The following is a 25,229-nucleotide window of genomic DNA, read 5'->3' as shown; positions in this document are numbered from 1 at the left end:
CCCACGACCACCGTGCCCGCGGCGGCCAGCGCGGGCCACAGCCGCAGGCCCGCCTCCGAGACCCCGAACAGCGACAGCGAGACCCGGGCCAGCAGCGGCGCGAGCACCGGCTGGTCCACATAACTGGCTTGGAGGTGCCGGGCACAGTCGAGGAAGTACAGCTCGTCGATGTGGAAGCCGTAGCGCGGGGACAACGCCATCAGCACGGCCAAGACCACCCCCGCGACGGCGAACACCCGCCGGTCCAGCGGTGGGATCCGCCCATCGGCCTCCGCGGCCTCGTCCGCACGCCGCCCCAAGTCCGCCGCATCCATTGAGTCCGCCATGCCCGCCCCCCACTCCCCGGCCCTCGGTCGCGTCGTCCGCGCGGCCGGGGCGGCCCGGCGCGCACGACTCCTGGGCCGCTCGTACCCTACGCATCCGGTTCGCACGCGGCGAAGCGGCCCGAGCGGGCTCTGCCGCTCCGGGGCGGCAACCAGCTCCTCGAACGCGCCCTGTTCCAGGCCGCGTTCGCCGCGATCGGCTGCAAGACGGACCCGTCCTCGCGGATCTACTACGACCGCCGGCGCGCACGCGGCAAGACCCACACCCAGGCCGTCCTCCGCCTCGCCCCGCCCCTACCTTTCCCGCCCCGTCACACCCGCGCTGGACGCTCCCGAAAACCAGAGCAAACCCCTACGAACAACCCCCACCGGAATTGATGAGACGAGACACGGTGGTTGGAACCACGAGGGGGTGGTGAGCCCGGCGGCCTTGCAGCGGGCCGTGTCCTCGATCCAGGAACGGGGGACGTACAGTTCCCGGTCGATCGCCGCGTGTCCGCGCCGGGTGGAGTAGGCGAGATAGACGGCGACCTGGCTGTTCTCGATGCGTCCTGCGGTCCCGGTGTACTGGCGCTGCACACCGACCGTGGCGGTGCCCTTCTTGAGGTCACCGGTCTCGTCGACGACCAGCACCGCCGCGGTGTCGTGCAGTTGCCCGACGACGAAGCCGCGGATGTCGTCGCGTACCGCGTCAGCGTCCCACTGGGCCCTCGACAGCAGATGCTGCAAGCCGTACGGGTTCGCGTCCCCGACGTACTCGGCGAGCGTCCAGCAGTTCTTGCGCGGCAGGTCAGACAACAATCCGAGCACGAACGCCCGTGCCCGGCGCCGTGGTTCCACCCGGACGAACCTTCCCGCGATACGGCCCATCAGGACCTCGAACGTCTCCTGCCAGCGGCCGGGATCTATGCTGTGGCCCGCGGCCGCCGTCTGATCTTCTGTCTTCACACACCGATGATCAACGGCGGCTGTCTGTTCTCAACGAAGTCAGTCGCAGTCTCATCCAATCCAGTCGACACGAGTCGGGCCACGCCGACTGGTTTCGGTGAGAGCACACGGGCCATCGGCGTGGCCTGCGGAGGGGGACGTCACGCGCCACTGAGGATGAGCGCGCCCAGCGTGATCTGAGCGCCCCACTGCAGCAGGACGACCCCCACCCTGACGCCCGTCCACCTGGCTCGGGGCCACACCAGTGCCAGAAGACCGGCCGCGAGGGCGCCCCAGAAGCAGCCGTAGAGGGCCTCGCCCGGGACCGTCGAGCACTGCTCGCCGTACGTCAGGCAGCGGCCGCCGCGATAGGTGCTGAGTACGGCGATCCACGCGACGACGACGGTCGGCACGAGCAGGACGAGTCCGGCGACGGACCATCTGGTGACGACGCGCGCTGCGCCGGGCTGCGGAGCGGGGTTCATGTCCTCATCCCAGCGCATCGCCCCGCGTGTGGTGATCCGGTCGCGTACTCAACTCCCCTGAGCACACATGCTCAATGCGTCCCCCCGCGATCGCCACCCATGAGTACCGGGCGTCGGGCACCATTCCCGCGTTGGGGGAGACGGAGAAGCCAGCCGTATCCCGACTGGATTGGATGAGACAGGGACTGGCTTCTGTGAGAACGGACAGCGGCCGTACCCGTTCGCAGACTGGCCCCGACCGGCAAGGGTCCTGTGCCATCGAAGTTCGACCATCAGCCGAGGTAGTTCGCGCGCCCCTCGTCGTCGAGCTCGAAGGGGCCCTCAGGGATGATGCAGAACTCATTGCCCTCGGGGTCCGCCATCACCAGGAACCCACCGCCAGCGTACTGCTCCAGCCTGTGCCCTCCGAGCATCTCGATCCGTTGCTGCTCGGCGGCGGGATCGGGAGAGGTGACGTCGAAGTGCATCGGGTTTTTGCTCGACTTGGGTTCGGCAGTTCGCTGAAATCCCAGACCCAGGCCGTTCTCCCGCCGCAGCCACACGTATGGGCCCATACGTCCCACGACCGGCCTGCCGAGCAGTTCGGACCAGAACGCAGCGAGCCGCTCGGGGTCTGTGGCATCGACGATGAGGGCATTGATCTGCATAGGTGAGTCCGCCATGCCCCGATCCTCTCAAACGGGCGCTCAGCAGCGGCTGTGACCAGCGGAAATCAGACTTCGATGAGCGAGCTGCCCTGCAGTCAGACTTCGGCGGTATCCACTCAAGGCGCGAGGCACAGGACAGCAAGATCGCGATCTACAGTAGAGGTGGGGGCCGAGAACGCCCACGCCGCCTGCCGCCGCTTCGCCGAAGCCGATCATGCCCCCCAGCGTCCTCGACCTGATGGAAGGCCCGCGTCGGACCCTGGGATGCGGCAAGGCCACCGGCAGGCATCGCACCCCTGACCCGCACGCGCTTTGCTCGTATCGGCCAATTGTCCCTTGCTGGGCGGTGTGGAAGCATCCTGACCATGCGATGGGGACGCACGTCACGGGACCAGAACTCCAACGACGCACGCAGGTCGCAGGTGGCACTGCTGGAGGAGCAGGCGCTCAGCATGTTCCAGCAGGGCCGCACGGCTGAGGCTGTGCCGCTGCAGGAACGGGCCGTCGAACTCGTCCATGCCGTCATCGCCACCCAGGGCGGGGCCATCCCCGACGACCTGGTGATGCTGGGCTCGCTGCAGTACGGGCTGGGTTCGAGCCTGCGCGCGGTGGACCGTCCCGACGACGCGCTGGCCGCGCTCGACGCGGCCGAGGAGGCCTACGGCGAGGTGCTCGACACCGGCAGGCGGGACATGGCGCAGCGGATCACGGATGTGCAGGTGCGTCGGGCCAGAACGTTCCAGGAACTGGGCCGGGTGACCGACTCGATCCTCGAAATGGACGATGTGGTCCGGGCAGCGGTGCCGGCGGGACCGGACGGCGACGTGTTCGAGTTCGAGCTGGGCCTCAGCCGGGTGCTGTACACCAACGCCCTGGTGCTGAACCAGTACGGCGACCCGGATCTGATCCTGAGTTCGGCGGACGCCGTGGTGCGGCTGATCACCTCGAACGGCTTGAAGGTCAACACGCTCGAGGGGGGAGATCGCGCCTACTACATCGATATGCTGCGCTGCGCCGCAACGATCGCCATGCGTGGGCACGCCGAGCAGGGGCGGGCCGAGACAGCCGCGTCGGCCGGGCGGATCGCGGTCGATACCTGGGCCGAGGTCGAGCGGTCGGAGTTTCCGCAGTTGATCCGCGAGATGGGCGAGATGCCGTCCATGTATCGCAACTCGATCGTCCGGGCAGCGGCGTGCTACGGCAAGCTCACCGAAGCACTCGGGCAGCGGGAACTGTCACAGCGCTACCGCGACTTCGCGCGCGGCCTGGACGCCGACGTCGCCGGCCGGGCCGAGCAGAACTGGCTCGGGATCGGGATCGGGTCGATAACCATGGGCACGGCACTGCACCGGGCGCGCAACCTGCTGGGCGTCGGGCAGGTGCCGGACGAGGTCCTGCTGCTCGGCGGCCCGGACAACGCACGGAGCAGGTTCACCACCAGCCAGCGCTGCCCGCGCTCGCAGTGGGCCGCCTCGGCCGGGGAGCTGGCCGGCATCGTGGCACCACTGGCGCGGCATCCGCAACTGGTGGTCACGCTCGGGCTGGAAGCGCACCTCCTGTACGCGTCCTCACTGGCCGTCGCCGAGGACGCCACGGCGTGGCACGTGGCCAACTCACGCCATTGGATGTACCTGCTCCGAGACCTGGTCAAGGCGTTCGAGCAAGCAGGCGACCAGGCAATCTGCCAGGACCTGGAGCGTTGGACGGACGTCACCTGCGAGGTCATCAACCCCTTCCACGACCCCCATGGCCACTGACCGAAACCGGCTTCCCCGAGGGCACGCATCAGCTGGTTCCAAGAATCATGGCCAGGTTCCAACTACCTTGACTCGGCTCAGTTGACGAAACAGATAGGGGCCTGATGCTGCCATCGCCGTAGCCGGCTGCCAGCACGGGTGCGCTCCGTCTGTCACGCCCGCCGGGTCTGAAGGCAACGGAGTAGACGGAGCCGACCGCGGCCTTCAACGAAGGCAGGACTCTCGGGTTCTCGGGATCGGGCGTGTCCCACAGCCGACGACTCGCTCCACACCCAGTTCATCGAGTCGGCCGAAGCCATCGCGAAACGGATGACAGAAGCGGGTTTCGACGACGAGGGCACGGTGCGCTGCCTCGCCCTGCTGACCGACCTCTGCTGGGCCTACACCCGTGACGCCCTCTACGTGGCACACAGCGGCGAACGCCTCCGCCCCCGGCTGACCCACGAAACCGTCGAAGGACACGACTGCCAGGCATTCGAGAACCTCGCCCGGATCGTCGAACCGCGGCGTCGGCGCCTACGACAGAACCCAACTCGGCCTGAGCAACCAGAACTTCCTTCGCGGAGCCGTAGCGGTCCTCCTGCGCGGCCGGTCCGACGCGCGATGACCCACGAGCCACGACCCGACGCGGGCCGACCGGCCTTGTCGAGGTCGTGCCACCCTGCGAGCATTCGTTCAGCGCAAGCTTGTTGCACCGTGAGAGGTCACGAAGGGGGAACAAGGCATGGCGTTCTGGCGGCGGGGAGACCGGCACGACCCAAGAGGTGGCACGGCCTCGCCACGCTTACCGGGGACGCCATCGCCCGTGTCCTCTTCCGCACAGTCCGTCTTCACCTACGACCCGCTCGACGGGGAGCCCGGCACCGAACCGCTTGCCACACTGCGCAGAGGCGCCCTGCTCAGCGCCGTGGACCAGGCCAATGACGCGGTGGACGCCGCGCACAACGACTGGTACGCCCTCGCGAGGAGCGCCGCCGTCCTCGGCCGGACCCAGTACAGCAGCGGCGATTCCGAACTCGCCGTCGCCGCCTACGACCAGGCGGTCCGTCTCTACAACGACAACTCCCGTGCCATGGGCCGCGGTGAAGATGCCGCCACGGGGCTCGCGACCCTGGTGGACTGCGCGGGCCGGGCCATGCTCCTCCACCACCGCCAGGGCCGCCGCAAGCTGGCGGACTCCGCCTTCGACGTGGGACGCCTCTTCGCCGAGTTCCTCGCCGGCAACAGACTGACCGCCCCAGCCTCCCAGCTCCTCGGCCGCCGCGCCGCAGTCGTGCAGCGGACCGGGCAGCCCCGTAGCGGCCTGCTGGCCCCCGAGATCCTCTCCCTGCTGGATCCGCAGGACACCCTGCGCGAAGCCACCTGGGCCGTGGCGGAGTACCTGGATTCCCCGGGCCCGCACACCCTGGCCGAGGCCCTGCGCGCCACCGGCGCCGAGAGCCAGCCCTGGGCCACCCATCTCGCCGGCGCGCTGACCGTGGACGGCGGGCGCAAGGAGGACTGCTGGTCGCCCACCCTGCGCGGTAGCCACCTCGGCTTCCTACCCAACGCCGCCCAGGCCGTGTCCGGCGCCCTCGGCGACGCCACGGGCACGGCCGGGGACGGCTGGCGCCTGACCGGCCGCGAGATCCACATGTGCTACTCGGTGGCCTCCGGCCGCGGCGAACTGCGCTTCGCGCTCAAAGACCACGCCGAATACTGGGGCGGCCTGCTGCTCGCCCTGGGCAAGGACGCCCTCCGCGCCGGCCACACCTCGCTCGCCTCGGACTGCGGCGACTGGCTCCGCGGAGTACTCACCCAGGCCGCCCCCCACACCCTGATCGCCCCCTGGGGTCAGAAACTGCATGCCGGCGCCCAACAACTGCCGAGCTGAGACCGCCGTTCGAGAGCAGCCACGGAGAATCAGTTCCCGTTCGACAGCGCCGGTCGATGGCGGACGGTTGCCGTGCCGGCGGCGTCACGCCGATGTCCGTGTAGGGGGACCTGCGCGATGTCCAGGCTCAGTGCGGTGGTGCAGCCCTCGATCGCCTGCTCGTATCGGCCGTCGCCCAGCACCGCCGAACTGGCCCGGTCGAGCCGGGCGAGGTCGTCCACGACGATGAACACGGGGCGTTCTGTTTCGGCCTCGAACCGGACGCCGACGGCCGACAGAACCTCGGCGCCCGCCGCGGAAATGACCCTGGTGACCTCAGGTGAACCCACGGGGTCTCGCAGAATCGTGGTGTCCCTGAATCACACGATCGGGCACATGACGCAACACACCGTGTGCCCTCCGAGGCCCCTTGATCCCACCGGTCTACCGAGCGGTGATGTGGTGAGAGAACCCGACAGTTTCACTCTGGTGGTGTGCCGGATGCTTGTCCGCCTGGTCGTCGCCGAAGGAGCGGACCGGCCCGTGATGCTTGATCTGTCCTACGACAGGGCCGATCCCTACGCGGTGTCCTTGACGTTCCACATGTGCACCGACGCGACCGTGCGTCGGATGGTCGGCCGCGATCTCCTTCTGGACGGGCCGGAGAAGCTCGTCGGCGTCGGCGACGTCCAGGTCTGGCCCTCCCGGCGCCCGTGGGTCGGCAAGGTGCACATCGCGCTGGGGCCGTGTCAGAAGGAGGAGGCGGTCGTCGTGACCGCGCCGGCACGGGCCCTGGACGCCTTCCTGCGACGAACCCTCACGGTGGTGCCCGCCGGTACCGAGGAATGCCACCTGGACGTGGACACGGCCGTCCACCAACTCCTGAGCGACCCCGGTGAGTCACTTCGACAGGACGAGACCGCGAACCCCGTCCCCGGCGCGCATGTCACATCGGCGCCGCCTGCGCGGTCTACGTGGTGACGGACAACGAAGCAGAGGCAATCATGCGAGAGATTCTGATCGTCGGCGGCGGCTACGCGGGCTTCTACACCGCATGGGGCCTGCAGAAGAAGCTGCGTCCGGGCGAGGCGCAGGTCACGGTCGTCGACCCGCGCCCGTACATGACCTACCAGCCCTTCCTGCCGGAGGTGGCGGCCGGTTCGGTGGAGGCACGTCACGCCGTCGTCTCGCTGCGGCGGCACCTGAGCAGTACGCGGCTGATCGCGGGGACCGTGACCGAGATCCGTGCGGCGGACCGCACGGTGACCGTCCGCCCGGTGCGCGGAGACGCCTACGAGCTGCGCTACGACATCCTCGTGGTCACCGCAGGCGCCGTGACCCGCACCTTCCCCATCCCCGGACTCGCACAGCAGGCCATCGGCCTCAAGCACGTCGAGGAGGCGGTGGCGATCCGTGACCGGCTGATGACCGCGTTCGACCAGGCCGCGTCGCTGCCGCCCGGCCCCGAGCGGCGGAAGCTGCTCACCGTCACGTTCGTGGGAGGTGGGTTCTCCGGCGTCGAGGGCTTCGGTGAACTCCTGTCGCTGGCAACCGCGATGCTCAGGTCCTATCCGGAACTGACCGTCGACGACCTGTCCTTCCACCTGGTCGAGGCCCGGGGCCGCATCCTGCCCGAGGTGAGCGACAAACCCGGGGCCTGGGTGGTGCGCCATCTGGAACACCGCGGCGCACATGTCCACCTGAACACGCAACTGCTCTCCGCCGAGGACGGCCACGTCGTCCTCTCCGACGGCCAGGAGTACGACTCCACGCTGATCGTCTGGGCCGCCGGCAACGCCTCGAACCCGGTCGTGCACAACCACACGGACCTGCCGCTCGACGAGCGTGGCCTGCTGCTCGTCCGACCCGATCTGCGCGTGGGCACGGAGAGCGAGCCGGTGCCGCACGTGTGGGCGGCCGGCGACGACGCGTCCATTCCCGACCTGGCCTCGCCGGTGCCGGGGACGCGCACGGTGCCGAACGCCCAGCACGCCGTGCGGCAGGGCAGGCGCCTGGCCAAGAACCTCGTGGCCGACCTGCGCGGGAAGCGAGTCCACGACTACCGCCACAGCAGTCTGGGCGTGGTGGCGACGCTGGGGCTGGGGCGGGGCAGCTTCCAGTACAAGGGCATCGTCATCAAGGGGTTCCCGGCCTGGCTGATGCACCGGGGCTATCACGTGCTGGCGGTGCCCAGCTGGGAGCGGAAGATCCGCGTTCTGGCGGTCTGGCTCACCGCGGCCCTGACGGGCCGGGACCTCGTGTCTCTCGCCTCTGTGCAGCACCCGCGGGACGCCTTCGTCACGAGCGGACGTATGCAGGGCCCGGGTGTCGGCCGTACAAAGGAAGGGAGCACGGCATGACCACGCGGGGTTCTCGTTTCCACCGGGGGTACGCCATGGGCGCACGTGAGGAGGCCGCTCGCGGCCTGACCGACATCGAGGGCTTCCTGTACGAGGAGGCTCATATGGGAGCGACACGCCGCCGCGTGGCGGACCTCACCGCGCGCGTGGAGGGGCTCACCAGCGAGCAGAAGCGGGACATCGAGCGGTGGTACGTCGACGAGCAGAAACACGTCGCCCGCATGGTGACCGACCACATCGCCGAGCGCGTCGACACGATGGCAGCGCAACACCAGCTCCGGATCCGGCAATGGCTGCGGGGAACACTCGTCGCCATGGTCCTGGTCACCCTGGCGATGAGCGCCTGCGTCGTGGTGATCCTGGGATCGTCGCGTTGACCGCCGTGCGCAGCCTAGGAACGCCCGGAGCGATACAGGCCCCGGCCGGCGCGCTGGATGCGGTAGGAGGCGACGAGGCGGTCGAGTGTGCTGCGGACCGCGTTGATGCTGCCGCTGTCGGCGTCGCGGTCGAGCGCCGCCGCGACATCGCGAGCCCGTACGTCGACGTCACCGACCTTGGTGAAGTACGCCAGGATCTGCTCGGTGAGCCTGCCGTACTGCTTGGTCGCGTCCTCGTCGTCGTCCGGCCGCGAGGCGGCGGGCGCGATGTCCTCGTCCGCCGGCGTATCGACGAGCACGCTGGCCAGCGCACCGAGGGCACGCTCGACCGACCCGAGATGCGCCACGACCGCGGCCAACTCCCTTTCCAGCGCCTGCTTCTGGATCCGCAGCCGGGCAGGTCCGTGAAAAACATTGTCCAGTTCTGTCACAGGTACCCGTCGGCCGTGGTCTATGCAGCGGATGGAGCCGAGCAACGGAGGCCACTGGATCATGTATGTCAAACCGTCCCCCACCCCACCTGACGACCTCGACGAGGCCGTCGCCGTCTACGTACGCCACCGCAGGCGGCTCTTCGGGATCGCGTACCGCGTACTCGGCAGCGCCGTCGAGGCCGAGGACGTGGTCCAGGAGGTGTGGCTGCGCTGGCAGAGGACCGACCGCTCGGTGGTGGTCAATCCCGTGGGTTTCCTTTCGAGCGCGACGACCCGTCTGGCCATCAACGTCGCGCAGTCGGCGCGTGTGCGTCGCGAGACGTACATCGGACCGTGGCTGCCGGAACCCGTCGACACGAGTGCGGACCCCGAGGTCGGCGCTCAGCGCGCCGAGGCAGTGGAGCTGGCGCTGCTGCTGGTGCTGGAGAAACTGACTCCCGTCGAGCGGGCCGCCTATGTGCTGCGCGAGGCGTTCGACTACGCCTACGCCGAGATCGCCGTCATGCTCGAACTCAGCGTCGTCAATGTGCGGAAGATCGTCAGCCGTGCCCGTCATCACCTGTCGGACAAGCAGCCGGAGAGCGTCGACGCGGCTGAGCACCGACGCCTTCTGAACGCCTTCGTCTCAGCGGCCCGGACGGGAGACGTGGCGTCACTGGAGGCCCTGCTCACGCCCGATGTCGTCAGCCTCTCCGACGGCAACGGTATGCGGGGCTGTGCTCGGGTGCCTGTGCTGGGCCGTGCCCGGGTGGCCAGGCTCTCGGTCTACCGGAAGTTCTGGCGGGATGCGGTGCCCGAGTTGGTCGAAGCCAACGGCTCCGCGGGCGTCGTGGTCCGCCGGGACGGCCGGATCCTCGCTTTCATGACCGCCGCCGCCTCGAAGGACGGCATTCACCAGGTGCTGTGGGTGTTCACTCCGAGCAAGGTCGCCGCCTTCCTCGATTCGCGTTCCCGTTTCGCGATGTCCTCCGGTGTCGCGCCGGACGCTGCGTGACGGCGGCGGCGTGACGTCCTCCGTGCTGTCACGCGCTCTCGTCCGAGCCGGCGCCACCGTCGGCATGGGGCTGGTTCCAGGACCGGAGTTTGTCGGGGTTGAGCATGACCCAGACCTGGGCGACACGGTCGTTCGCGACGTCGAGGCTGATGACGGCTGCGACTTGACGGCCGTAGCGGGCGACGAGGCCGGTCCGGCCGTTGACGGAATGGGTGGTGAGGGTGGTGCGCGGGCGACGGGCCAGGAGCGTCAGCAGGCTGCGGGCGACCGGCCGACTGCCGTGGACCGGCCCGGTGAGAGCGCGTACCTTGCCGCCACCGTCGAAGAACGCCGTGACGTCCGGGCACAACGACGGGGTGAGCAGTTCGCCGTCTTCCGTGGCGCAGGCCCGCCGCACGGTGTGGACGACGGCGTCATGCTGTTGCGGCGTTGTGGAACGGGTGCGCTGCGACTGCAGCCACTGCCTGGCCCGTTCGGCGAGTTCGGCGAGCTCCGGCTCCGTGCGGCCCACGATGTCGGCGACCGTGCCGGGGGCCATCCCGAAGGCACGGAACACGAACGCCGCGCGCTCGGTCGTCGACAGCGACTCCAGCGCGTTCAACACGACCCGGCCTGCCTCCTCCTCCACCTCCGACTGCCGTCCGTGCCCCGCCTCGTGGTCGGCCGCACCCCGGCCGGGCAGTGCGAGCCGGCCCAGGCAGATCCCTCCCACGGTCTTCGCCAGCCAGGACCGGGGAACGGCGACCTGCCGACGCGCCACGTCGGACAGTCCGTACCACCGCTGATAGGCCTCGTCGACGACGCTCTCGGCCGCACCCGGGTCGCCCAGCATCCAGTGGGCGACGTCGAGCAGGAACCGACGCTCCTCCCACAGCTCGGCGATGGGCACAGCATCGCCCTGGTCCATACGGCAGCCTCCCTCTCGCCCGCACGGCCCCACTCGCGGCCGGGGTGTGGGCTCACCTCTTAAGACCGGGAGCTCCCGGACCTTGTGACACAGGCCCGCCGCGACCACGTGTCACATATACGGCGGCTGCCCGGTCCTACAGGACAGCACCGAATCTTCTTCCTTGACTGCTGAACGAGGTGACCATGCCATTGGGACAGGCGGACGGCATCTGGGGCGAAAAGGTGGCCGATTGGGCGGACGGACGCCTCGGCGTCCACCGCCTGGTCAGAGAAAGGGCGCGACGGGCTTTTCCGGACCACTGGTCGTTCCTGCTGGGAGAGATCTGCCTCTACAGCTTCGTCATTCTCGTCGTCACCGGCGTGTATCTCGCCTTCTACTTCCATCCGTCGATGAACGAGGTGCAGTACAACGGCAGTTACGCACCGCTGCGCGGCCGGATGATGTCGGAGGCGTTCGCTTCGACCCTGCACATCTCCTTCGACGTCCGGGGCGGGCTGCTGATCCGGCAGGCCCACCACTGGGCGGCCCTGATCTTCGTCGCCTCCATACTCGCCCACATGACGCGGGTGTTCTTCACCGGCGCCTTCCGCAAGCCGCGCGAAGTCAACTGGCTGTTCGGATTCCTGCTGTTGGTGCTCGCCATGTTCGCGGGACTGACGGGGTACGACCTGCCGGACGACCTGCTGTCCGGGACCGGCCTCGCCGTCGTGAACGGAACGATCCTGTCCATTCCGGTCGTCGGAACGTACCTGTCGATGTTCCTCTTCGGAGGTGAGTTCCCCGGGCACGATCTGGTGGCGCGCTTCAACACCATCCATGTGCTGCTCATCCCCGCACTCATGGTGGGACTGCTCACCGCCCATCTGGCTCTGATGCTCTACTACGGGCACACCCAGTACCCGGGCCGTGGACGCACCAACGGCAATGTCGTGGGTGTGCCGGCCAAGGTACGCGCCGTCAAGTCCGCCGGGTATTTCCTCCTGGTGACCGGCGGCGTCTTCGTCATCGCCGCGGTCGCACAGATCAACCCCGTCTGGCAGTACGGTCCTTACCTTGCCGACCAGGTGTCGGCCGGCTCGCAGCCCGACTGGTACATGGGCGTGGCGGACGGACTGCTGCGGGTGATGCCGGGCTGGGAAGTCAACTTCTGGGGGCATACCCTGGTGCTCGACAACCTGATTCCGCTGACCGTGGGAGTCGGTTTCTTTCTCGCCCTGGGCGTATATCCGTTCATCGAGTCCTGGGTGACCCGTGACAGGCGCGAGCAGAATCTTCTGGACCGACCACGTAACCGGCCTGTGCGAACGGCACTTGGCGTCGCATGGCTCAGTTTCTATGCGGTGGCCCTCATCGGCGCCGGGAACGACATCATCGCCGTCCGTTTCCATGTCGCGGTCGAATCGGTGACATGGGCTGTCCGCATCGGTCTCTTCGTCGTGCCTGTCGTGGCCTATTCGGTGACGAAACAATGGGCGCTCGGCCTTCAGCGCGGCGACCGCGACAAAGTACTGCACGGACGCGAGACCGGCATCATCAAGCGCATGCCCGACGGCGAATTCGTCGAGGTGCACGAGCCGCTCGGCCAGGAGCAACTCCACCTTCTCACCCAGCACGAGCAGTACCGGCCGATCGACCCCGGCACCACGAACGGAACGGCGAATCCGAACGCCGTTCTCCGCCTTGCCCGGCATCTGCGTGTCCGGCTCAGCGAGGGCCTTTACGGCGAGGGGGCGCAGATCGCCAAACCGACGGCGCAGGAATACCAGAGCAAGAAGCCACCACCCAAGGAAGTCAACCGATGACCGCGCCATCGGCCCTTCAAACCGTCCGAGAGGATGCCGGTGAACCCACGTCGGCAGCATGCGCAACAGGCTGTCTCCTTGCCGGCATCGCACATAGTCAGAACGGCAGCAGCGGGGCAGCCAGGAACAGTTCCACGCCGAGCACGCATACCGGCGTCGCCAGTCTCGACGACGGTAAGGGCTACGCAGAGCGCTACGCATCGGTGTTCTCATCAACGCTGGCGTGCAACAGGCCATCGGCTACGCGGAGTTGTCCGTCAGAGAGGCCGCTGACGAATTCCCGCGGACGGTCCGTATCGCAGGCTGCGGCCGGCTGAGGCTGCTTGCCTCGCTGCCCACCTGCACCCGATGGGGACGCCTTCGTGGTCACCCCGCACGGCAGCGGCAGCAGCGCCGACACGACCGTGTGGAAGTCGGGCAGCACGATGCGCATGGACGGGAAAGACACCCTGTGGAAGGTGCCGGACATCACCGCCACCGTCGAGGCCAAGAGCAGCGATCCGCACGGTGTTTCCCCCGAGAAGATGCTGCTCACCACTCCCCGAGCAGCCGGGTCCTCGGCGATGGCACACGCTCTGAGCACCATCGACATACGGTCGTTGACGTCCACCAGTTCTCGCCGCAGTTCGGTGACACAGGTCCGCAGTTCGGCGGCTTCGGCGGCCAGTGCCATGACGGTCGCCGCGATGTCGGTGCGTCGCTCACGGCTTTTGGTCATCGTGCTCCTTATGGCTGTCGCCGCATTCTCATGGGGCGGCCGACGACACATTCCGATTGGCTTGCGAGGGAAGCCGGCGAGCTGTATCCGAAAAGGCTCGGGGGGCCCTTCCCGGAGGAACCGGGGAAAAGGGCCACCCGAAATGATCTCTACTTCTGGCGCGTGAGCCAGTCGGCGAACCGCGTGCCGGCGATGTGTGCGTCCGGACCCGGCAGGAGCGTGTTCTCCTGCAACTCGGCGCCCCAGTACGTGGCCTGCGGGTCCGTGACGATCTTGCGGGGGTCGTCCAGGGCCGTGAGCCCCATGCGGATGAACTCCTCCAGCTGGAACGCCTCGGGACCGGCGACCTCCACCACGCCGCCCACCGGGTCCCCGACCGCGGTGCGGGCGACGGCCGCTGCCACGTCGTCGGAGACGATGGGCTGGATCTTCGCGTCGGGCAGGTGCACGGTGTCGTCCTGGGTGACCCCGTCGGCGAGTCCCTTCGCGAACTCGAAGAACTGGGTGGCGTGGACGATGGAGAAGGAGTTGCCGGACGCCTTGATCAGATCTTCCTGGACCTGCTTGGCGCGGAAGTACCCGCTCCCCTGGAGGCGTTCTGTGCCGACCACGGACAGTGCCACGTGATGCGCGACGCCCGCCTCGGTCTCCGCCTTCAGCAGATTCGTCGTCGAGGCGCGGAAGAAGTCCATGACCGCCTGGTCCTCGAACGAGGGCGAGTTCGACACGTCGACCACCACCGCCGCACCTTTCAGGACCTCGGCCAGTCCCTCGCCGGTCAGCGTGTTGACGCCGGTGCTGGGCGCCGCCACGACCGCCTCGTGCCCGTGCTCGCCGAGCCCGGCGACCACCTTCGAGCCGATGAGCCCGGTTCCACCGATAACTACGACCTTCATGACGGAATTCCTTTCAGGGTTTCCTGATGCCTGTATCAGTAGAGACCAGGCACGGGCTCTGTTTGTGACACCACCTATTCGACGAGTTTCCCCGCGGTCGAGACTTCCTCCATCAAGGCGGAAATCTCGTCGGGGACGGCCGGAATGTCTTCACGGGTTACACCCGTCGTCGGGGACCACACGAGATTCACCCGCAGAGCGGAATCCGGCCGAGGATAGTCGCTGCGATTGTGGCAGCCACGCGTCTCGCGACGCTCCAGCGCCGATTCGAGAGTCGCCCGGGCCGCGAGCGCGGCCGACTTGAGGTCGAAGGCATGTGCCAGATCCTGATAGCCCGCTATGTCCGGGTGGATGCCGACGGCCTCCATGCGCTTCTCGATCACCGCGAGTTCCGCGAGGCCGGCGCGCAGGCCGTCCTCGTCGCGTACGACACCCGCGTGCTCGGTCATGGTGTCGCGAATCGCGCGCTGCAGGGCACGCACGTTCTCGGGCCCGTCGGCGGCGAGGAGTCCGTCGATCTCGGCGCGGGCCTCCGCGATGGCCGAGGCCGACCGCGGCTGTGCCGTCAGGGACTGCGAGTACGCCGCGGCGGCCCGGCCGGTGAGGCGGCCGAACACCAGCAGTTCGATGAGGCTGTTGCCGCCGAGCCGGTTGGCGCCGTGCAGCCCGCTCGACGCCTCGCCGATGGCGTACAGGCCGCGTACATCGGTGCTGTGGTCCTCGGGGCGCACCCACACACCGCCCATCGAGTAGTGCGCGGTGGGCGCGATCTCGATCGGATCGCGGGTGATGTCCAGCATCTGCAGGTCCAGCAGGGTCTGGTAGACCCGGGGCAGCCGCTTCATGATCGTCTGCCGGGGCAGGCGGGAGACGTCGAGCCACACGCCGCCGTTGGGCGTCCCGCGCCCTTCCTTGATCTCCGTGTACGCGGCCAGCGCCACCCGGTCGCGGGTGGAGAGCTCCATGCGCTCGGGGTCGTAGCGGGCCATGAAGCGTTCCCCGAGCGCGTTGCGCAGGATGCCGCCCTCGCCGCGGGCGGCCTCGCTGACCAGGGTGCCGGCGGCGTTCTCCGGTTCGATGATGCCGGACGGGTGGAACTGCACCAGTTCGGCGTCGCGCAGCCTGGCCCCGGCCTCCACGGCCAGGCGGAGGGAGTCGCCCGTGTTCTCGTCGCGCCGCGAGGAGGTGCGCCGCCAGATGCGGGTGTGGCCGCCGGCGGCCAGAACGACCGCGTCGGCGTGGATCAGGTAACGCCGTCCGCTCGTGAGGTCGAAGCCGTACGCGCCGAACACGGCACCCTCGTGCACCAGCAGCCGGGTGATGTACACCCCTTCCAACACCGGGATGTCCAGTTGCTCCGCGCGCCGGATGAGGGTGCGCTGGATCTCCAGACCGGTGTAGTCGCCGGCGAAGGCGGTCCTGCGGAACTTGTGCGCGCCGAAGAAGCGCTGCGAGATCCGGCCGTCCTCCTCCTGGGCGAAGTCCATGCCGTAGCGCTCCAGGTCCTCGATGCCCCGGGCGGCGCCCCGGGTGACGATCTCCACGGTGCGGGGGTCGGCGAGGAGGTAGCTCTCCTTGAGTGTGTCGGCGGCGTGCTGCTGCCAGCTGTCCTCGGGGTCCATGGTGGCCAGCGCCGCGTTGATGCCGCCGGCCGCCAGTGCCGTATGGGCGTCGTCCTTGGGGCGCTTGCCGACGGCGAGGACGTCGATGCCGGCCTCGGCCAGTTCGATCGCCGCCCGCAGACCGGCCCCTCCGGTGCCGATCACCAGCACCATGGTGGCAAGACGTTGTTCGGTGACAGCCACGGTCCACTCCGATCGCTGGGGTCTTCATCCAGTACGACCGGGTAGTCCCGCGATCTGTGACGGCTCGGGGTGGCCGGGGTGCCTAGGTGGCGAGCGTGATGGTGGTCGGCGTGCCGTGCCGGGCCATACGCGCGTAGGGGCACAGCGCGTCGGCCCGCTGGAGAAGCTGGGTGGCGACGTCAGGGGCGGCGCCCGGCCAGGTGACGACCAGGTCCACGTGCAGGACGTAGCCGCCGTCCTGCGGATCGCGGGCGAACGCCACGGTCGCCTCGACGGATATCGCGCCGGGGTCGAGCGCGGCCTGTCGGGCGAGGAGGCTCAACGCGCCGTGGAAGCAGGCCGCGAATCCGGCGGCGAACAGCTGCTCGGGGTTGGTTCCCCGGCCGTCTCCGCCCAGTTCGGCGGGCAGCCGCAGGTCGAGGTCGAGGATGCCGTCGTCCGAGCGTGCCCTCCCCGAGGCTCTCCCGTGGGCCGCCGTCCCGCCGGTCACGGTCACCGTCGTGGTGTAGAGGGGGGCGAAGGCCTCGCCGTCGAAGTCCTGCTCGGTGGACAGGTCGGGCGGCTGGATCGGGTCGGTCACCGCGTGACTCCCGTGGTACTGCGACGTGCCGGACCAACTGTGCTGCAAGCCATGGTGAGCGCACCTTTGCGTCGTGGCGTCCCGGGTACCGGACGACTGGACGACCGACGAGTACCCGCTCTTGTGACGCGCACGGCGGCGTTCAGGAGGAGGACGTGGTGCCGCCGTCCAGGGAGGCCACGTAAGGTGCCAGTTTCTCCGGGTTCATGACCCACATGGCGCGCTCGATGCCGCGTTCCGAGATGTCGAGGGTCAGCAGAACCACGGGCGTCCCCTCGGCCGAGACGAGGGCGGCCGGACCGCCGTTGGCCTCGACCCAGTGGATCTCCTTCCCCGGCCAGAAACGCGGGGCGAACGCTGCAAGGTACCTGGAGACGTGCACCAGGCCGACGACCGGGAGCTTGGACGCCCCGCGCAGCCCGTTCCCGTCGGTGTAGCTGACCACGTCCTCGGCGAGGATGCCTTCGAGCACGGCCAGATCGCCGGTCTGTGCCGCGGTGAGGAACACCTCCATCAGCCTTCGGTGCTCGGTGGCGTCGACGGGCTTGCGGCGCTCCGACGCGATGTGCTTGCGCGCACGGCTCACCAGCTGACGCGTGTTGGTCTCGCTGGTCTCCAGCATGTCCGCGATCTGCTGGTAGGGGTAGTCGAAGGCTTCCCGCAGCACATAGGCGGCCCGCTCCACCGGATTGAGCCGCTCCAGCAGCAGGAGCACCGCCGTGTCGAGCGCCTCGGCCCGCTCGGCGCCCAACTGCGGATCCGCGCGCGTGTCGACCGGCTCCGGCAGCCAGGGACCGACGTACGACTCGCGGCGCACCCTGGCGGACTGGGCCACGTTGAGCGCCAGCCGGGCGGTGACGGTGGCGAGGAACGCCTTCGGCTCGCGGACGACGTCACGGTCGGTGTGCTGCCACCGCAGCCACGCCTCCTGGAGTACGTCCTCGGCCTCCGTGCTGCTGCCGAGCACGCGGTAGGCGATGCCGAAGAGCTGGGGACGCGCCGCCATGAACACGTTCGTCGCCTCGTCGAGGGAGTCCGTGTCGTCCCCGATACCCATGCGTGCCGCCTTCAGTTCCGACCCGGTTCGCGCAAGCGCCTGCCCATGCTATGGCGGCCCTCTCCTGGTGATCACCTTCGGCGGGTTCCGCGATGGCGCGACCGTCGCGCAGGTCAGGTGCTGGTGCTCGCCTGGGGAGCGGCAGCACTGTCGACGTCGAGTTCGGCGACCAGGCCGCGAAGGACGGGGCCGTACTCGGGGTGGGCGAGCGCGAACGCCATCTGGGCGACCATGTAGTCGGCCGGATTTCCGGTGTCGTACCAGCGGCCCTGGATGACCTGCCCGTACACCGCGCGGGTGGCGGCGTAGGCGTTGATGGCGTCGGTCAGGTAGACCTCGCCGGCCCGCTGCTCGTACCAGCGGCGGGTCTGCTCGCGCAGTTCGTCGATGATTCCGGGGGTGACCACGTAGCCGCCGATGGCCGCGTACGACGACGGCGCGGCAGCGGGCTCGGGCTTCTCGACCAGCCCGGTGATGCGCAGCTGACCGTCCCCGAGGTCTTCCTTGACAACGGGCACCCCGTAGCGCTGTGAATCGACGGGATCCATCGGCATGAGGGCCAGCACCGGGCAGCCGGTCTGCTCATAGGCGCGGACCAGCTGCTGGGCACGGGGAACCTCGGCCACGAAGACGTCGTCGGGCCACAGCACGAGCACCGGTTCGTCGCCGAAGGCACGGGCGGCGTTCAGCACGGGGGTGCCGTTGCCGTAGGGACCGTACTGGTCGAGGTATGTGATGTGGCCCTGCCGGGCCAGCTCCGCGACCTCCTCCACCGCGTCCGCGTAGGCCGTCTTGCCGTCTTCGCGGAGTTGGTCGACGAGGGCGGGGTTGGGGCGGAAGTGCTCCTGGATCAAGGACTTGCCGCCCGAGACGACGATGGTGATGTCGGTGATGCCGGAGTCCACCAGCTCGCGGACGGTGTGCTCGATGACCGGCTTGTCGCCGACCGGCAGCATCTCCTTCGGTGTCGCCTTCGTCAGGGGCAGCAGCCGGGAGCCGAGCCCTGCGGCGGGAATCACGGCCCTGCGAATCGTGGGGGACATCAGGTCTCTCTCCGGTCGAGCGTCATGTGCTTGTGCGGGCACGGCGTTCGGACGCTACCAACAGCCGCGGCAGAACCCTGCGCGGCACTGGAACAGCCACCGGCGCTGAAGGTTCCCTTCCACACCCGTCACTGACGTAGTCGTGCTCAGAGTGAAGACCGAGTACATGCCGCGTCTGTGACAGATGCCGCGGCCTTTGGCGGTTGTGTTGAGACGTTACGAGTGGGCGGCGTGGTCGTGGGTCGGTTTGCGTCAGTGATTTGGCCCCATCGCGAATACATCGGCAGGGCCCGCGAGGCTCACCGTTCTGTTCCACACCGCCGCGGACCAGCGGGCGAGCATGCCGAACCGTCCCCGCGGCCGCGTCGGTGGTCACTCGGTGCTGCTCCGGGAGGGACCACCGACGGCCCGCGACCTGCGGTCAGGATGCTTCGGAGTTCACGCCCTGACGCCCCTTCAGCCAAGCCACGCTCCCCGCCACCAGGTCGAAGATGTCGGCCCCTTCGGCGATCCCGTCCGCCTCGATGATGTGCACCCGGATCGAGTCCCGGCCGGCGTCGAGCGCGTCCGCCAGGGCCACCGAGCCCTGCCCTGCGGAGACTTGGGGTTCGCCGCGGACCGCCGGGCCGTCCTTGACGTGGACGAGTTCGACGCGCTCGCCGAGTCTGGCGACCACGTCGGCGGGGACCTGGCCGGCAGTCTGTGCCCAGTAGAGGTCGACCTCGGCGACGATCGACGGGTCGAGGGCGTCCCACAGCACGTCGTAGCCGTAGCGGCCGTCGTCGAGCGGGGTCCACTCCCAGTAGTGGTTGTGGTAGCCGACCCGCAGGTCGTGGGCGGCTGCCGCCTTGGCCAGGGCGTTGAGGCGGTCGGCGTACCGGCGAACCCCCTCCTCCGAGACCAGCGCGTCGCGGGTGAATCCCGGGAGTGCCTCGGGAGTTGAGGCGATGGCGATGGGCACGCCCGCCTCGGCCATCTCCTCGAAGAACCAGCCGGGGTCCTCCGCATCGGGCAGCCGGGCGTGGGTGGAGGAGACGGTGAGGCCGGCGGCGTCGATGTCGGCCTTCAGGGAGCGTGCCTCGGCCAGGCGCGCGGCACGGGTCAGTTCGGTGCGGCCGAGGCGGAAGGGTTCCACCGAGGTCACCCCGAGGTCGGCGATCCTGGCGAGCGTGGCGGGACGGTCCTCCAGGACGTTCATCAACGTGTAGAGCTGCAGGCCGATGTCCGGCATGCCAAGTTCCAATCTTTCGGGGCCACTTGGTCACTTCACCGTCACTTCACCGCGCCGGCGGTGAATCCGGTGATGAGGAAGCGCTGGAGGAGGAGGAAGCCGGCGACCACCGGGACGGACACCACCAGGGAGGCGGCCATGACCTGGTTCCAGTAGACGTTCGCCTCGGTGGAGTAGGCCTGCAGGCCCACGGCCAGGGTGCGGGTCTGTTCGGTGGTGAGGACCGAGGCGAAGAGCACTTCGCCCCAGGCGGTCATGAAGGCGTAGATGCACACGGCGACGATTCCGGGTGTCGCGGCGGGCACGATGATCTGCAGCAGGGTGCGCAGCGGTCCGGCGCCGTCCACCTTCGCCGCCTCGTCCAGGTCGCGCGGCACCGTGTCGAAGTACCCGACCAGCATCCACACGGCGAACGGCAGGGAGAAGGTCAGGTAGGTGACGACGAGCCCGGTGCGGGTGCCCACCAGGTCGGTGCCGAGGTTCTGGTCGGCGTAGACGAACAGCAGGTACAGCGGCAGCAGGAAGAGGATGCCGGGGAACATCTGGGTGGCGAGCACCGCCCCTTTGAAGCTCGCGCTGCCGGGAAACGTCCAGCGGCTCAGCGCGTACGAGGCGAAGATCGCCACCAGTACCGACAGCACCGTGGCGGACACGGCCACGATGAGCGAGGTGACGAAGTACTGGGCGAGCGGCACGGTGTGCCAGATGTCGATGAAGGACTGGATCGTCGGCGACGACGGGAACCAGGTGAACTCGCCCTGCACGTCGGGGAGCGTCTTCAGCGACGAGGCCAGCATGACGTACAGCGGGGCCGCGACGAACACCGACAGCAGGGTCAGCGTGACGTACCGGAAGGCCCGGTAGCCCGGGGTGTCATGATTCATGGCCGGTCCTCCGGGTGAGAGCGAGATAGCAGGCGCTGACCAGGGTCAGGAACAGCAGGAGCAGCACGCTCATGGCCGAGCCGAGGCCGAAGTTCCAGGTGGCGAACGAGCTTTGGTAGATGTGCACGGAGATCAGGTCCCCGGCCGGCGGGGCCGAGCCGCCGAACAGGATGTACGGGGTGCTGAAGTCGTTGAAGGTGTGCAGGAACATCACGAGGACCAGCACCTTGTTGACCGAGGACAGCAGCGGCAGGGTGATCATCTGCAACTGCCGCCAGGGGCCCGCTCCGTCGATGCTCGACGCCTCGTAGACCTCGCCCGGTATCGCCTGCATACCGGCCATGAGGATCAGGAAGGCGAAGGGCCACATCCGCCAGATCGCGACGACGCACTCGGCCCAGAAGGCGTTGTGGCCGATCAGCCAGAACGGGTTGGAGTCGATCAGCCCGAGCTGCCCGAGCAGGTGGTTGAGCATGCCGTTGTCGCGCTGGAAGATGAAACGCCAGGTGATGACCGCGGTGTACGCGGGCAGTGCGTAGGGCACGAGGAACAGCGTCCGCAGCAACCCCCGGCCGCGGAAGGCGCGTTGGAGTGCGAGCGCCGCCGCCATGCCGACCAGCCAGGCCCCGGACAGGACCACGGCGGTGAAGCCGAGGGTGACGAAGAAGGACTGGGCCAGTGCCTTGCCGGTGGGGCCGTCGAAGTCCAGGACGATCCTGAAGTTCCCGAGGCCGGTGAAGGGCGCGTCCCACCAGTGGCTGATCTGGTACTGCGTCACGCGCAGGCCGCTCATCGCCACACCGAGCACGATGGGCACGAAGTGGATCAGCAGTTCGAGGGCCAGGGCGGGGAGCAGGAAGGCGTACGGAATCCAGCGGCGACCGCGCCCCTGGAAGCGGCTGCCTCGCGCGGACCGCTTCGGTGTGTCCGGGGCCTCGGGGCTCTCTCGTGTCCCGGAGGGAGTGATGACTGCCATGGTCCGGCTCCTAGCTGCCCGCTTCGAGCTTCTGGTCAGCTGCGGTCATCTCGCTCTTGATCTTGCCCTTGCCGGGCTGCTTTCCGGTCGCGGTCTGCGCGGCGAAGGAGCTCATCGCCTGGCCGACCAGGGTCTCGAACTGGGATTCCTCGGCGATCTGCGGGAGCGGCACGGCCCGGGAGCTGAGAGTTTCGCGGGCCACGGCCAGCGTCGGGGTGTCGAACGCCGGGTCCGTGGCGTCGGTGACCGAGGGCAGCGTCCCGTAGGTCTTGTTGAGGTACACCTGCTCCTTGGCGCTGGTCAGGAACTTCACGAACTGGGTGGAGCCGTCGAGGTTCCCGGTGTTCTTGAAGATCGCCACGTTGATGCCGCCGACGAACGAGCCGATGTCCTTGCCACCCGCGACCGCCGGGTCCTGGGCCGGTACCGGGACGACGCCGTAGTCGGCCGTCGTCAGCTTGTACTGGCCCAGGGTCTTACCGGTCGACGACTGGGCGAGGATCATCCCGGCCTTGCCGGACGCGAAGTTCTGCAGCAGGGCGACCTTGTCGGTCATCTCGGCGTCGGACGGGTTGACGATGCCGTCCTTGCCGATCCAGGACAGCCACTGGTCGATCCCGTCGACCATCCCGGTGTCGTCGAACTTCGGGGTGTGGCCGCTGAAGACCTTGGCTCCGTGCTGGGTGCCGAGGATGAACGCGAAGTGCGCGGCGAACGAGGACGAGGCGCCCTGCAGGCCGAGGCCCCACTGGTCGGTCTTGCCGTCGTTGTTGGTGTCCTTGGTGAGCTTGCGTCCGTCGGCGACGAACTCGCTCCAGGTCTTCGGCGGTGTGGTGATGTTCGCGGCCTTGAACAGCTTCTTGTTGTAGAAGAGTTCATACGAACTGGTGTAAAGCGGCAGGCTCGCCGGGTCCTTGCCGGTGGCACCTGTGGACTTCAGCGCCGCGGGCAGGAAGCGGGATTCGCCACCGACCTTGGCCAGCAGATCCTTGTCCCAGGCGACGAAGGCTCCGGTCGCCTGGAGCGACGCGGACCAGGTGTTGCCGATGTTCAGTACGTCGGGGCCCTTGCCGCTGGTCGTCGCCGCGAGGATGCGGTTGAGCAGGTCGGCGGAGGGGATCACTTCGAGTTTGACCTTGACGCCGGTCTGCTTGGTGAACTTGTCGATCTCCGGCTGGAGGACCTTCTTGTCCGCGTCGAGGCTGGTGCTCTGGTTGGTCGCCCAGTAGGTGATGGTCTTGTCACCGGAGGCGGAACTGGAGCCGCCGCCGCACGCTGTGACACCGGCGCCTGCCAGCATCGCCGCAGCCGCGAGCGCGACTGCACGGGTTCTGCGCTGCATGGGGTTTTCCTCTCAAGGACGTGCGAGATCGATGGGGATGGTGGTGCAACGGGTTCGGTGCCGGCGTGCGGGGCCGGAGGGTTCAGGCGGAGACGGACTGCGGGAGGGCCGCGGGCGCGGGCCGCTCGGCCCGGCTGGTGATGGTCCGGGCTCCGGCGGCGAACGTCGACTGCTCGATGGCTTCCAGCACTTCGAGCACGTGCAGCGCGAACTCGCCGGGGACGCGCAACGGTTGACCGTGCAGGGACTCGACGAGGTCGTTCACGCCGTGGCCGCGGAAGGGGCCGGCTTCCGGGGCGCGGGTGGGAGCGATGACCGGCGGGAGCTCGGACCAGTCCGTGTCCGTACGGCGCTTGATGAGGACCGGGGCGTCGTGGCGGTTCGGGTCGGGGATGTTCAGGGTGCCCTCGGTGCCGTAGACCTCGATGTGGGGCAGGGTCATGTCCCAGATGTCGAAGCTGTAGAGGGTGGAGACGATCGCGCCGGAGGTCGTGCGGAGGATGGCTGCGACGGTCGTGGGGACGGTGACCTCGACCTCGTCGACGACGCGGTCCGGGGTGGTCACGGTGATCCGGGGGCTCGGGATCGTGCTGGTGCCGACGACTTCGGCGACGGGTCCGAGCAGGTTGACCAGGGCGGCGACGTGGTAGGGGCCCCAGTCGAGGGTCGGGCCGCCGCCGGGCTGGAAGAAGAAGCCGGGGTTGGGGTGCTTGGCCTCGACCTTGGACGAGCGGACGAAGGACGTGGCGGCGAAGGGCGTGCCGATCAGGCCGCCGTCGATGGCGGTGCGTGCCGTCTGGCCCGCCGTGCCGAGGAACGTGTCGGGGGCGCCGGCCAGGACGCGCCCGGCCGCCTTGGCCTGTGCCAGGTTCTCGCGGGCCAGGGTGACCGTCGCGGCGAGGGGCTTCTCGCTGTAGACGTGCTTGCCCGCGGCGAGCGCGTCCCGGGTCACCTCCCAATGGGCCACGGGAGGCGTGATGTTGACGACGACGTCGACGTCCGGGTCCGCGTAGAGCTCGGCGGGCGTGCCGTACGCGGGGATGCCGTGGAGCTCGGCCTTGGCGCGGGCCCTGCCGACGTCGATGTCGGCGATCCTGATGATCGGCAGGTCGCCGTACCAGTCGAGGCCCCGGGCGTAGGCGTCGAAGACCATGCCGGCGCCGACGACGCCGATGCGTGCACGAGGGGTTGATCCATTCACCGTGTCTCCCAGGTCGCGGTCGAGCGGAGCGAGTCCGCCGGTGGATGAGACCGGACGTGCGAGACACGAGGGAAGCTAGTGGCGACGGTGAGAGGCGGTAAAGGCCGCCGGTCCGCTGGGCGGACCGCCCGGCTCAGGGGGTGTTGCGCGGCCCCAGGAACCGCCCGATCCCGGCCGGCGAGAGCAGGTGCTCGATGCCCAGCACCATCGCACCGACCATCGCCGCGTCCGGGCCCAACTCGCTGCGGGTGATGGACAGTTCGCGGGTGGCGAGCGGCAGGGCCTGCCGGTACACAACGCCCCGCACCGCGGAGAGCAGGTCGTCGCTGGCCTCGACGATCTCTCCGCCGACCACGACGTGCCGCGGGTTCAGCATGTGGATGCACAGGGCGATCACCTCGCCCAGCGTGATCCCGGCGGCGCGCACCGCGTGCAGCGCGTCCGGCAGGCCGTCGCGCAGCCGTGCCAGGAAGTCCCGCATCGTGGCACCGTCCTCCGCCCCGTCGAGGGACGGTTCACCGGTCGCCACCAGGTGCCGTGCGAGCGCCGCGGTGGACGCCACCGCCTCGACACAGCCGGCCTTTCCGCACCGGCACACCACCTCGTCGGCGCCGGGGACACGGATGTG

24 protein-coding genes and 3 pseudogenes are annotated in these 25,229 nt (G+C 68.8%); 8 read left to right on the top strand and 19 right to left on the bottom strand.

The window, feature by feature from the left end:
- Positions 1-326 (bottom strand): annotated as a pseudogene (locus tag R6V09_RS13915) (hypothetical protein); the annotation flags it as partial.
- A gap of 144 nt (positions 327-470) precedes the next feature.
- Here R6V09_RS13915 and R6V09_RS13910 point away from each other — a divergent pair.
- Positions 471-611, top strand: a pseudogene (locus R6V09_RS13910) (IS110 family transposase); the annotation flags it as partial.
- Positions 612-740: 129 nt separating this feature from the next.
- On the opposite strand, the pseudogene R6V09_RS13905 reads toward R6V09_RS13910, so the two are convergent.
- The 3 genes and pseudogenes from R6V09_RS13905 to R6V09_RS13895 all read right to left on the bottom strand — a co-directional run.
- Positions 741-1,193: pseudogene (locus R6V09_RS13905) on the bottom strand (IS701 family transposase); the annotation flags it as partial.
- A 218-nt stretch (positions 1,194-1,411) separates the two neighbouring features.
- Positions 1,412-1,735, bottom strand: coding sequence for a hypothetical protein (locus R6V09_RS13900; RefSeq protein WP_317881708.1), 324 nt, complete (start codon positions 1,733-1,735; stop codon positions 1,412-1,414).
- 272 nt (positions 1,736-2,007) lie between these two features.
- Positions 2,008-2,397: a VOC family protein gene (locus tag R6V09_RS13895; RefSeq protein ID WP_317881707.1), complete on the bottom strand. Its 390-nt coding sequence runs from the start codon at positions 2,395-2,397 to the stop codon at positions 2,008-2,010.
- A gap of 407 nt (positions 2,398-2,804) precedes the next feature.
- Between R6V09_RS13895 and R6V09_RS13890 the strand changes: the two genes are divergently transcribed.
- On the top strand, positions 2,805-4,139 hold the full coding sequence (locus tag R6V09_RS13890) for a hypothetical protein (RefSeq protein ID WP_317881706.1): 1,335 nt from the start codon (positions 2,805-2,807) through the stop codon (positions 4,137-4,139).
- A gap of 805 nt (positions 4,140-4,944) precedes the next feature.
- Positions 4,945-6,012: a hypothetical protein gene (locus R6V09_RS13885; protein ID WP_317881705.1), complete on the top strand. Its 1,068-nt coding sequence runs from the start codon at positions 4,945-4,947 to the stop codon at positions 6,010-6,012.
- 29 nt (positions 6,013-6,041) lie between these two features.
- Here the strand turns inward: R6V09_RS13885 and R6V09_RS13880 are convergent, their stop codons facing one another.
- The gene (locus R6V09_RS13880) at positions 6,042-6,341 is read right to left on the bottom strand and encodes a hypothetical protein (protein ID WP_317881704.1); all 300 of its coding nucleotides are present in this window, start codon (positions 6,339-6,341) and stop codon (positions 6,042-6,044) included.
- 151 nt (positions 6,342-6,492) lie between these two features.
- Between R6V09_RS13880 and R6V09_RS13875 the strand changes: the two genes are divergently transcribed.
- The 3 genes from R6V09_RS13875 to R6V09_RS13865 are packed head-to-tail and all read left to right on the top strand — an operon-like array spanning position 6,493 to position 8,728.
- Positions 6,493-6,972, top strand: a complete 480-nt coding sequence (locus R6V09_RS13875) for an SsgA family sporulation/cell division regulator (protein ID WP_317881703.1) — start codon at positions 6,493-6,495, stop codon at positions 6,970-6,972.
- Positions 6,973-6,995: 23 nt separating this feature from the next.
- On the top strand, positions 6,996-8,351 hold the full coding sequence (locus tag R6V09_RS13870) for an NAD(P)/FAD-dependent oxidoreductase (protein ID WP_317881702.1): 1,356 nt from the start codon (positions 6,996-6,998) through the stop codon (positions 8,349-8,351).
- Positions 8,348-8,728, top strand: coding sequence for a hypothetical protein (locus tag R6V09_RS13865; protein ID WP_317881701.1), 381 nt, complete (start codon positions 8,348-8,350; stop codon positions 8,726-8,728). Before R6V09_RS13870 ends, R6V09_RS13865 begins: the two co-directional genes overlap by 4 nt.
- Before the next feature lie 14 nt (positions 8,729-8,742).
- Here the strand turns inward: R6V09_RS13865 and R6V09_RS13860 are convergent, their stop codons facing one another.
- Positions 8,743-9,159, bottom strand: a complete 417-nt coding sequence (locus tag R6V09_RS13860; protein ID WP_317881700.1) for a hypothetical protein — start codon at positions 9,157-9,159, stop codon at positions 8,743-8,745.
- Positions 9,160-9,220: 61 nt separating this feature from the next.
- Here R6V09_RS13860 and R6V09_RS13855 point away from each other — a divergent pair, with 61 nt between their 5' ends.
- A complete protein-coding gene (locus R6V09_RS13855) occupies positions 9,221-10,156 on the top strand; it encodes a sigma-70 family RNA polymerase sigma factor (RefSeq protein ID WP_317881699.1) in 936 nt (311 codons plus the stop codon).
- A 28-nt stretch (positions 10,157-10,184) separates the two neighbouring features.
- Here the strand turns inward: R6V09_RS13855 and R6V09_RS13850 are convergent, their stop codons facing one another.
- Positions 10,185-11,063 carry an RNA polymerase subunit sigma gene (locus tag R6V09_RS13850; protein ID WP_317881698.1) on the bottom strand — a complete coding sequence of 293 codons (879 nt, stop codon included), beginning with the start codon at positions 11,061-11,063 and terminating at the stop codon, positions 10,185-10,187.
- Between the two features lie 185 nt (positions 11,064-11,248).
- Here R6V09_RS13850 and qcrB point away from each other — a divergent pair, with 185 nt between their 5' ends.
- Positions 11,249-12,868, top strand: coding sequence for a cytochrome bc1 complex cytochrome b subunit (gene qcrB / locus R6V09_RS13845; protein ID WP_317881697.1), 1,620 nt, complete (start codon positions 11,249-11,251; stop codon positions 12,866-12,868).
- 193 nt (positions 12,869-13,061) lie between these two features.
- On the opposite strand, the gene R6V09_RS13840 is transcribed toward qcrB, so the two are convergent.
- From R6V09_RS13840 to R6V09_RS13785, 12 genes are all read right to left on the bottom strand, one after another.
- Complete coding sequence (locus tag R6V09_RS13840) at positions 13,062-13,586, bottom strand: hypothetical protein (RefSeq protein WP_317881696.1); 525 nt, start codon at positions 13,584-13,586, stop codon at positions 13,062-13,064.
- Between the two features lie 149 nt (positions 13,587-13,735).
- On the bottom strand, positions 13,736-14,482 hold the full coding sequence (locus tag R6V09_RS13835) for an SDR family oxidoreductase (RefSeq protein WP_317881695.1): 747 nt from the start codon (positions 14,480-14,482) through the stop codon (positions 13,736-13,738).
- 74 nt (positions 14,483-14,556) lie between these two features.
- Positions 14,557-16,257 (bottom strand): L-aspartate oxidase, encoded by a 1,701-nt coding sequence (locus R6V09_RS13830; RefSeq protein WP_317881709.1) that lies wholly within the window; start codon positions 16,255-16,257, stop codon positions 14,557-14,559.
- 112 nt (positions 16,258-16,369) lie between these two features.
- Positions 16,370-16,867, bottom strand: coding sequence for an Ohr family peroxiredoxin (locus R6V09_RS13825; protein ID WP_317881694.1), 498 nt, complete (start codon positions 16,865-16,867; stop codon positions 16,370-16,372).
- Positions 16,868-17,009: 142 nt separating this feature from the next.
- Complete coding sequence (locus R6V09_RS13820; protein ID WP_317881693.1) at positions 17,010-17,924, bottom strand: RNA polymerase sigma-70 factor; 915 nt, start codon at positions 17,922-17,924, stop codon at positions 17,010-17,012.
- 113 nt (positions 17,925-18,037) lie between these two features.
- Positions 18,038-18,967: a UTP--glucose-1-phosphate uridylyltransferase gene (locus R6V09_RS13815; protein WP_317881692.1), complete on the bottom strand. Its 930-nt coding sequence runs from the start codon at positions 18,965-18,967 to the stop codon at positions 18,038-18,040.
- A 421-nt stretch (positions 18,968-19,388) separates the two neighbouring features.
- Entirely contained in the window at positions 19,389-20,198 is an 810-nt protein-coding gene (locus tag R6V09_RS13810) for a sugar phosphate isomerase/epimerase family protein (RefSeq protein WP_317881691.1), read from the bottom strand.
- A gap of 41 nt (positions 20,199-20,239) precedes the next feature.
- Positions 20,240-21,082: a carbohydrate ABC transporter permease gene (locus tag R6V09_RS13805; protein ID WP_317881690.1), complete on the bottom strand. Its 843-nt coding sequence runs from the start codon at positions 21,080-21,082 to the stop codon at positions 20,240-20,242.
- Positions 21,072-22,058 (bottom strand): carbohydrate ABC transporter permease, encoded by a 987-nt coding sequence (locus R6V09_RS13800; protein ID WP_317881689.1) that lies wholly within the window; start codon positions 22,056-22,058, stop codon positions 21,072-21,074. Before R6V09_RS13800 ends, R6V09_RS13805 begins: the two co-directional genes overlap by 11 nt.
- A 10-nt stretch (positions 22,059-22,068) precedes the next feature.
- Positions 22,069-23,400 (bottom strand): ABC transporter substrate-binding protein, encoded by a 1,332-nt coding sequence (locus tag R6V09_RS13795; RefSeq protein ID WP_317881688.1) that lies wholly within the window; start codon positions 23,398-23,400, stop codon positions 22,069-22,071.
- An 82-nt stretch (positions 23,401-23,482) separates the two neighbouring features.
- Positions 23,483-24,601 carry a Gfo/Idh/MocA family protein gene (locus tag R6V09_RS13790; protein WP_317881687.1) on the bottom strand — a complete coding sequence of 373 codons (1,119 nt, stop codon included), beginning with the start codon at positions 24,599-24,601 and terminating at the stop codon, positions 23,483-23,485.
- Positions 24,602-24,734: 133 nt separating this feature from the next.
- Positions 24,735-25,229, bottom strand: a 495-nt coding sequence (locus R6V09_RS13785; protein WP_317881686.1) for an ROK family protein, incomplete at its 5' end; no start/stop codon positions are given.

The sequence above is a fragment of the Streptomyces sp. W16 genome (assembly GCF_033194735.1).
In the GTDB taxonomy this organism is placed as follows: Bacteria; Actinomycetota; Actinomycetes; order Streptomycetales; family Streptomycetaceae; genus Streptomyces.
Note: the sequence above shows the minus strand (reverse complement) of the source record. Positions and strands in the feature narration are given on the sequence as shown.